The organism is Nocardioides sp., assembly GCF_035481145.1.
In the GTDB taxonomy this organism is placed as follows: Bacteria; Actinomycetota; Actinomycetes; order Propionibacteriales; family Nocardioidaceae; genus Nocardioides.
Genome location: NZ_DATIHB010000082.1, coordinates 1 through 8,040, shown reverse-complemented (window position 1 = coordinate 8,040; position 8,040 = coordinate 1). Strand labels below are relative to the sequence as shown.

The window sequence follows — 8,040 nt, the reverse complement described above, 5'->3', positions numbered from 1 at the left end:
GGCTCGCGCGCATCCGCGCCGACGGTGGCCCCGTGCCCGACGACCGGCCCAACCTGGTCACGCTCTCGCTCCGCGTCGAGGCAGCCGAGGAAGAGCTCGTCGCCGGCTCCGTCCGCCTGGTCCTGCAGGTGCACGACGAGCGGAACCCCCTCCATCTCTGCGACGCGGCGCTGCTGTGGACCGACCCGGAGTCCTCGGGGTTCGGGCCGCGCGCGCTGACCCACACGACTGTCGCGCTGCGTGCGGCTGCCAATGCCTGGCCGGTGCTCGGCCGATTGCAGGCGCTGCGCGTCCCCGACGAGATCGCGCTCGACACCGATGAGCTGGTCTCCCTGCTCGAGTCCGGCGTCGGGGCGCTCCGCGACATCGGCGTCGACGTGCTCTGGCCCCGGTCGCTCGGCCGCGACCTGGTCGCGTCGACCGTGTTGGAGCAGGCGCCGCGGAAGCGGCGGCCCGGCGATGGCGGCGACGGCAGCCAGCGCGAGGAGGCCCTGCAGGACAGCATGTTCGGCCCGGAGGCGCTCTTCGCCTTCAACTGGCGCATCTCGCTGGCCGGCGAGCCGCTCTCCGACGAGGAGATGGACCAGCTGGCCGGGTCGGCTGCCCCGGTGATCCGGCTGCGCGACCAGTGGATCGTGGTCGACCCCTCGATCGCGCGGAAGGCGAAGAAGCGGCTGGTGCGCACGGTGCCGGCCCCGGTCGCCGTCGCGGCCGCGCTCTCGGGCGTCGTGCAGGTCGAGGACCGCCAGGTGCCGGTCACCGTGGCGGCATCGATCGAGCGGATCAGCGAGCAGCTGCGGTCGGCTGCCACCCGCGCGCCGGTCGAGGTGCCTGCGGCACTGAAGGCGACGCTGCGCGACTACCAGCGCCACGGGCTGACCTGGCTGGCAGAGCTCACGTCGCTCGGACTCGGCGCCTGCCTCGCCGACGACATGGGCCTGGGCAAGACGCTCCAGGTGATTGCGCTGCACCTGCACCGGAGGGCGCTGGCCCCCGCGGACGCGAACGACGCGGCCGACGCGGCGGCTTCGAGCGGTGGTGCGGGCACGAGCGACGCCACGCTGGTCGTCTGCCCGACCTCGTTGCTCGCCAACTGGGAGGCGGAGATCCGGCGGTTCGCCCCCGGCGTACCGGTGCGGAGGTTCCACGGTGCGGCGCGCGACCTGGAGGGTGCAGCGGGGTTCGTGCTGACGACGTACGGCACCATGCGCAACGCGGCGCCGGATCTCGCGAAGATCCCGTGGGACCTGGTCGTGGCCGACGAGGCGCAGCACATCAAGAACCCCGCCACCTCGACCGCGCGTGCGCTCCGCACGATCCCGTCGCTCGCCCGGGTCGCCCTGACCGGCACCCCGATCGAGAACGAGCTCGTCGAGCTCTGGGCGATCCTCGACTGGGCGACGCCCGGGTTGCTCGGTTCGCGCAACGCCTTCCGCAAGGCGTGGGCGCAGCCGATCGAGGCGGGTGTCGACCCGGAGGTGACGGCGCGCTTCGCGGACCTCGTCGGGCCGTTCGTGCTGCGTCGGCGCAAGTCCGACCCCGGCATCGCGCCGGAGCTCCCGCCCAAGACCGAGACCGACCACCTCGTCGGTCTGACCCGGGAGCAGACCGTGCTCTACGAGGCGCTGGTCCGCGACTCGATGGAGCGCATCGAGCGGGCCGATGCCGACAGTCGGCGTGGGCTGATCCTCGCGATGCTCACCGGGCTCAAACAGATCTGCAACCACCCGGCGCACTACCTGCGCCAGGCCAACCCCCGCCTCACCGGACGCTCGGAGAAGTTCGACCTCCTCGACGAGCTGCTCGGCACGATCCTCGCGGAGGACGGCGCTGCCCTCCTCTTCACCCAGTACGTCGCGATGGGCGACCTGCTCGTGCGCCACCTGACGAAGGCGGGCGTGCCGCACCAGTTCCTGCACGGCGGCACATCGGTGGCGGAGCGCTCCGCCATGGTCGACCGCTTCCAGGCGGGGGAGGTCCCGGTCTTCCTGCTCTCGCTCAAGGCCGGCGGCACCGGGCTCAACCTCACCCGCGCCGACCACGTGCTCCACGTCGACCGCTGGTGGAACCCCGCCGTCGAGGAGCAGGCGACCGACCGTGCGTACCGGATCGGCCAGACCCGACCGGTCCAGGTGCATCGGATCGTGGCAGAGGGCACCATCGAGGAACGGATCGCGGCCTTGTTGGCCGGCAAGCGGGCGCTCGCCGACGCGGTGCTCGGACGCGGCGAGGCAGGGCTCACCGAGCTGTCAAATGCCGAGCTGCGTGACCTGGTCGAGCTGCGGCCGCGGGGTGAGGCGTGAGGCATCCGGCGTTCCCCGCTCAGCGGGGTGGGGTGAAGGCGGTGACGTGGTGGGGCCGCGCCTGGCTCCGCACGGTGTCGGAGCTGGCCTACGACGAGGCGGACGTCGCCGCGGGCTGGCGCCTCGCGCGGAGCGGGGCGGTGGGAGCGATCGAGGTCGACGCCGGACGGCTGCTGGCCGCGGTGCGCCCGGGGGCCGGGGGCCGGGCCCGCTCGGTGGGTGCACCCGTTGTCGATCCGGACGAGCTGGTCGCGTGCTCCGTGCTCGTGCCGGCTCTCGACGCGGCCGATCGCGAAGCGCTGGTCGAGGTCATCGCAGCCTCGTCGGGCCGGATCGCGGCGCTGCTGGGCGGCGACCTGCCGGCCGACGTCGCGGAGCACGCCGAGGAAGCCGGGGTCTCGCTCCTGCCTGATGAGTTCGACTGCTCGTGCACCTGCGGTGCGTGGGTCCAGCCGTGCGCGCACGTCCTGGGAGTCCTGGCGCAGGTCGCCTGGCTCGTCGACGCAGACCCGTTCGTCCTCCTCGCGCTGCGTGGACTACCGCGGGATCACCTGCTCGCCGAGCTCGCCGACGTGGCGGGCCGCGCCGGTCGATCCGGGGTCGGGGACGGGATCACGGGCGAGGCGTCCGAGGACGAGATCGACCTCGACGTCGCTGGTGAGGCGGCCGAACGCGCTGCCCGGCTCCTCGACGACCTGGCCTGATCCACCGAACTTGCGCTTGTGGACACGCGAACCCGCGCTTGTGGTCAGTCGAACCGACGCTTGTGGTCACGCGGTCCCGGGCGGGCGCTCGAGCACCAGGCGTAGAGCGCAGATCAGCCCAGTTGCGGCGCGCGGTAGAGGCTGACCGCCCAGTCGGCATCGTCGGTGAACGGGTCCAGCTGCCAGGTCGCCCAGCGGCCCTCGCGGATCCATCCGACGGAAGCGGCGTCGGCGTCCAGCTGGTCGTGGGTGTAGGCGCGGTCGGTCGCAAAGCCGAAGACGGCGCGGCCACCCGGGCGGAGGACCGAGGCCAGCGCGGCGATGACCTCCCGCTCGGTCCCCGGCTCGAGGAAGACCATCACGTTGCCGGCGCTCGCGACGAGGTCGAACTCGCCCAACACCGGGGAGACCTCGCGCAGGTCGAGGACCTGCAGCGGCAGCCCGGGGTAGTCCGCGCGGCCGGCCTCGATGAGCAACGGGTCGATGTCGACACCGAGGACGTCGTGGCCCTGGGTGGCGAGGTACGCCGCCATGCGACCGGCGCCGCAGCCGGCGTCGAGGATCCGCGCTCGGCGGTCCGCCAGTGCGTCGACCAGTCGCGCCTCGCCGTCGATGTCGCGCCCGGAGGCAGCCAGGGTGCGGAACCGGGCGGCGTACTCCTGGCGCTGCTCCAGCGACCATTCGTCGAACCAGCGGGCGGAGGGCGCGTCGTTCACGGGCTCGAGTCTGTCAGGACGGATCGGACAGACTTGCGAGGAGCTGCTTCGCCAGTGCGCGTGTCTCGGCTTCCGCGTCCGTCGAGATGGTGATCGTGACGACTGCATCGGCAGCCTCCAGCACCAGTGAGTCGCCGTAGATCGTCCGGTCGCTCGCGGTCTCCATGACGTACGACGTGGCGAGCGCCGGCCCGAGCGGCGTCTCCTGCTCCTGTACGCCGATGCGGTCGATGCCGAGCATGGCGAACTGATTCTCGAGCTGCGCCGTCGTGGGAACCGGAAGGGGTGAGCGCATGACGTTGACGTTGTCGAGGAAGCCCTGGTCGGGCCGACGCGCCACGGCCATCACGTCGACCGCCTCCAGCTGCCGGGCCATGTACTCCGGTGTCGTGCCCATCTCCCGGGCACTCTCGGTCAGCGCAGACTCGCCGACGTCCGGATCGAGCGTGCGCCAGCCGGTGGGCACCTCGAACCGGACGTCGTCGGTGGTCACGACCAGCGGCTCGGCCTGCTTCGTCTCCTTCGCGGCAGAGGCGGACGGGGTGGCATCGCGGCCGCACGCAGCAGCGGTCGGCAGGACGAGCGCGAGGGTGAGGACGATGCCCGAGAGAGTCTTCATGCCGCGAACGTACGGCGGATCCTCAGCGCGGGTCGGGCGTCATCCACAGGCCCCGCGCCACAACTCCCACCTCGCGTGACCACAACTCCCACGTCGCGTGACCACAAGCCACACTTCGGCGGGTCAGGGGCGGATGTCGAGGGCGCGGAGGGCCATCTCGCGCAGGGTGTCGCGCATGGCGTCGTCGGGCAGGAGCGCGCTGTGCGGCGTCGAGTTCAGCAGGCCGAACGCCGCGTGGACCCGTGCGCGGGCAGCGACCGGCTTGAGCACGGGATGTGCCAGACGCAGCTGCTTCGCCCACAGCTCGACGTACTTCCGCTGCAGGGAGCGGACCTGCTCGCGAGCCTCGTCGGGGAGGGATGACCAGTCGCGGTCCTGGACGACGATCAGGGCGCGGTGGCGCAGGGCGAAGTCGATGTGCCAGTCGACCAGCGCCGCGAGCGCCGCCCCGGGCGCCAGGTCACGAGCCCGCGAGCGTCCGACGCGCAGCAGCTCCTCGCTGGTGCCGACGAGCATTTCGGCGAGGACGGCCTCCTTGGAGGCGAAGTGCTTGTAGAGCGCGGGACCGCTCATCCCACAGGCCTTGCCGAGCTCGGCGACCGAGACGCCGTGGTAGCCACGACGGGCGAAGAGCGTGGCCGCGATCTCCAGGATCTCGTCGCGTCGGGTGCTGGCCATGGCCCCACCCTAGTCCCCGAGGTTAATGATCGCTAACCTGACGGGGTGACGACTTCTCCGACCCTGCGCGACCTCGCCGCCGAGCTCCGCGCGCGCCTCGCCGCCGTGCGTGAGGGCGGCGCCGGTGGCAGCGAGTCCGCACGCGCCAAGCACACCGCTCGCGGCAAGCTGCTCGTCCGCCAGCGCGTCGACCGCCTGCTCGACCCGGGCAGCCCCTTCCTCGAGCTGAGCCCGCTGGCCGGCGACGGTGTCTACGACTTCGACGCGGCCAGTGCCGGCATCGTCGCGGGCCTGGGCCGGGTCTCGGGCAGGCTCTGCGTGATCATCGCCAACGACGCCACGGTCAAGGGCGGCACGTACTACCCGATGACGGTCAAGAAGCACCTGCGGGCGCAGACGATCTCCCTGCAGAACAGGCTGCCCGCGATCGCCCTCGTCGACTCCGGTGGCGGCTTCCTCCCCATGCAGGACGAGATCTTCCCCGACCGTGAGCACTTCGGCCGGATCTTCTTCAACCAGGCCAACGCCTCCGGCCAGGGCATCCCGCAGCTCGCCGCCGTGATGGGCTCGTGCACCGCCGGTGGCGCCTACATCCCCGCGATGTCCGACGAGACCGTGATCGTCCGCAACCAGGGCACGATCTTCCTCGGCGGCCCGCCCCTGGTGAAGGCGGCGACCGGCGAGGTCGTGACCGCCGAGGAGCTCGGCGGCGGCGACGTGCACGCGCGCACCTCCGGCGTGGCCGACCACCTGGCCGAGGACGACGCCCACGCGCTCGACATCCTCCGCGCGATCGTGGCCACCACGCCCGAGCGGGGCCCCGTGCCGTGGACCACCCAGCCCGTCGAGGAGCCGCTCCTGGACCCGGCGACGCTCTACGACGTCGTCCCCACCGACACGCGCCAGCCCTACGACGTTCGCGAGGTGATCCGCAGGATCGTCGACGGCTCGCGCTTCCAGGAGTTCAAGAAGCTGTACGGCGAGACGCTGGTCTGCGCGTTCGCCCACATCCACGGCCATCCGGTCGGGATCGTGGCCAACAACGGCATCCTCTTCAGCGAGTCCGCGCTCAAGGGCGCGCACTTCATCGAGCTCTGCAACCAGCGCCGGATCCCGCTGCTCTTCCTGCAGAACATCACCGGCTTCATGGTCGGCAAGGAGTACGAGAACCGCGGCATCGCGCGCGACGGCGCCAAGCTGGTCACGGCGGTCGCGTGCTCCGTCGTACCGAAGTTCACCGTCGTCATCGGCGGCTCGTTCGGCGCCGGCAACTACGGCATGTGCGGCCGCGCCTATGACCCGCGCTTCCTCTGGATGTGGCCCAACGCCCGTATCTCCGTCATGGGCGGCGAGCAGGCAGCCTCGGTCCTCGCCACGGTCAAGCGCGACGGCATCGAGGCGGCCGGACACGAGTGGAGCACCGACGACGAGGAGGCCTTCAAGGACCCGATCCGCGCGATGTACGACGAGCAGGGCTCGGCGTACTACTCCACCGCCCGGCTCTGGGACGACGGTGTCATCGACCCCGCGGACACCCGTCGCGTGCTCGGCATCGCCCTAGAGGCGGCCGCGCACGCCCCCGTCGACCCGCCGTCGTACGGCGTCTTCCGGATGTGAGCTGACAGGTCATGGATTCACTCCTCATCGCCAACCGCGGCGAGATCGCCCGCCGCGTCATCCGCACCGCACGCGCCCTGGGCATCCGGACGATCGCGGTCTTCACCGAGGCAGACGCCGGCGCCCTGCACGTGCGCGAGGCCGACCACGCCGTGCAGGTGCCGAGCTACCTCGACATCGATGCCATCGTCGCCGCGGCCACCGACAACAGGGCCGACAACGCGGACCCGTCCTCCACAGGCATCCACCCCGGCTACGGCTTCCTCAGCGAGAACGCCGGGTTCGCCCGCGCCGTGCTCGACACGGGCCTGCGATGGGCTGGTCCTGGCCCCGAGGTCATCGAGCAGATGGGCCGCAAGGACCACGCCCGCGCGATCGCCGAGGCTGCGGGTGTACCGGTCGTGCCGTCGTACACCCTGACCGACGACCCGGCGACGTTCGCCTACCCGGTGCTGGTCAAGGCCGCGGCGGGCGGCGGCGGCAAGGGCATGCGTGTCGTGCGCAGCGCAGCCGACCTCCCCGGGGCGAAGGAGGCCGCTGCCCGCGAGGCGGCCAAGGCGTTCGGCGACGACACCCTCCTCCTCGAGAAGTACGTCGAGCGCGGACGCCACATCGAGGTCCAGGTCTTCGGCGACACCCACGGCAACGTGGTCCACCTCTTCGAGCGCGACTGCTCCACGCAGCGGCGCCACCAGAAGGTCCTCGAGGAGGCGCCAGCCCCCACGCTCACCGGCGAGCAGCGCGCCCGCGTCACCAGCGCCGCTGTCGCGCTCGCGCAGCAGGTCGGCTACACCGGCGCCGGCACGGTGGAGTTCCTCCTCGACGACGCCACGGGCGAGGCCTACTTCCTCGAGATGAACACCCGTCTCCAGGTCGAGCACCCGGTCACCGAGGAGATCGTCCGCGTCAGGGACGAGCGGCTCGACCTCGTCGCACTCCAGCTCCGGATCGCCGACGGGCGGCCTCTCGGCTTCGCGCAGGACGACGTGACCACCGAGGGCCACGCCATCGAGGCCCGCGTGTACGCCGAGGACGCGTGGGGTGGCTTCCTCCCGCAGGCCGGCCACGCGTCGTACGTCTCGTGGCCGGACTGGAGCGGCTGCCGCGTCGACCACGCGCTGGAGTCAGGGCAGGAGGTCACCACCGGGTTCGACCCGATGCTCGGCAAGGTGATCACGGTCGGCCGCGACCGCGAGCAGGCCCGGCAGCGCCTGGTGCACGCCCTCGAGGACACCCTCGTCCTCGGCCTGACCACCAACACCGGCTTCCTCCGTGAGCTGGTCGCCTCCGATCCGTTCCGCGATGCCGTGATCGACACCGCATGGCTGGACCGGACGACCCTCGAGGCCCCCGCCACCGCCGGCGCAGCCGTGCTCGCTGCGCTCGCGGAGTCGGCGTTCGAC

7 protein-coding genes are annotated in these 8,040 nt (G+C 71.9%); 4 read left to right on the top strand and 3 right to left on the bottom strand.

All coding sequences use genetic code 11. The features are described from left to right. Together VLF38_RS07135 and VLF38_RS07130 are read left to right on the top strand one after the other, a co-directional pair. The coding region (locus tag VLF38_RS07135) for a DEAD/DEAH box helicase (RefSeq protein ID WP_325270587.1) at positions 1 to 2,303 on the top strand (2,303 nt) is incomplete at its 5' end. Beyond that, positions 2,300 to 3,007: an SWIM zinc finger family protein gene (locus VLF38_RS07130; RefSeq protein ID WP_325270586.1), complete on the top strand. Its 708-nt coding sequence runs from the start codon at positions 2,300 to 2,302 to the stop codon at positions 3,005 to 3,007. The genes VLF38_RS07135 and VLF38_RS07130, both read left to right, overlap by 4 nt. 113 nt (positions 3,008 to 3,120) lie before the next feature. On the opposite strand, the gene VLF38_RS07125 is transcribed toward VLF38_RS07130, so the two are convergent. From VLF38_RS07125 to VLF38_RS07115, 3 genes are all read right to left on the bottom strand, one after another. Beyond that, positions 3,121 to 3,723: a class I SAM-dependent methyltransferase gene (locus tag VLF38_RS07125; protein ID WP_325270585.1), complete on the bottom strand. Its 603-nt coding sequence runs from the start codon at positions 3,721 to 3,723 to the stop codon at positions 3,121 to 3,123. Positions 3,724 to 3,736: 13 nt separating this feature from the next. Continuing rightward, entirely contained in the window at positions 3,737 to 4,342 is a 606-nt protein-coding gene (locus tag VLF38_RS07120; protein WP_325270584.1) for a hypothetical protein, read from the bottom strand. A gap of 123 nt (positions 4,343 to 4,465) precedes the next feature. Next, positions 4,466 to 5,020, bottom strand: a complete 555-nt coding sequence (locus VLF38_RS07115; protein WP_325270583.1) for a TetR/AcrR family transcriptional regulator — start codon at positions 5,018 to 5,020, stop codon at positions 4,466 to 4,468. A 45-nt stretch (positions 5,021 to 5,065) separates the two neighbouring features. On the opposite strand from VLF38_RS07115, the gene VLF38_RS07110 reads away from it, so the two are divergent. Both VLF38_RS07110 and VLF38_RS07105 read left to right on the top strand, forming a co-directional pair. Beyond that, the gene (locus VLF38_RS07110; protein ID WP_325270582.1) at positions 5,066 to 6,637 is read left to right on the top strand and encodes a carboxyl transferase domain-containing protein; all 1,572 of its coding nucleotides are present in this window, start codon (positions 5,066 to 5,068) and stop codon (positions 6,635 to 6,637) included. A gap of 11 nt (positions 6,638 to 6,648) precedes the next feature. Next, positions 6,649 to 8,040 (top strand): acetyl-CoA carboxylase biotin carboxylase subunit (locus VLF38_RS07105; protein WP_325270581.1); only part of this gene is annotated, 1,392 nt, incomplete at its 3' end.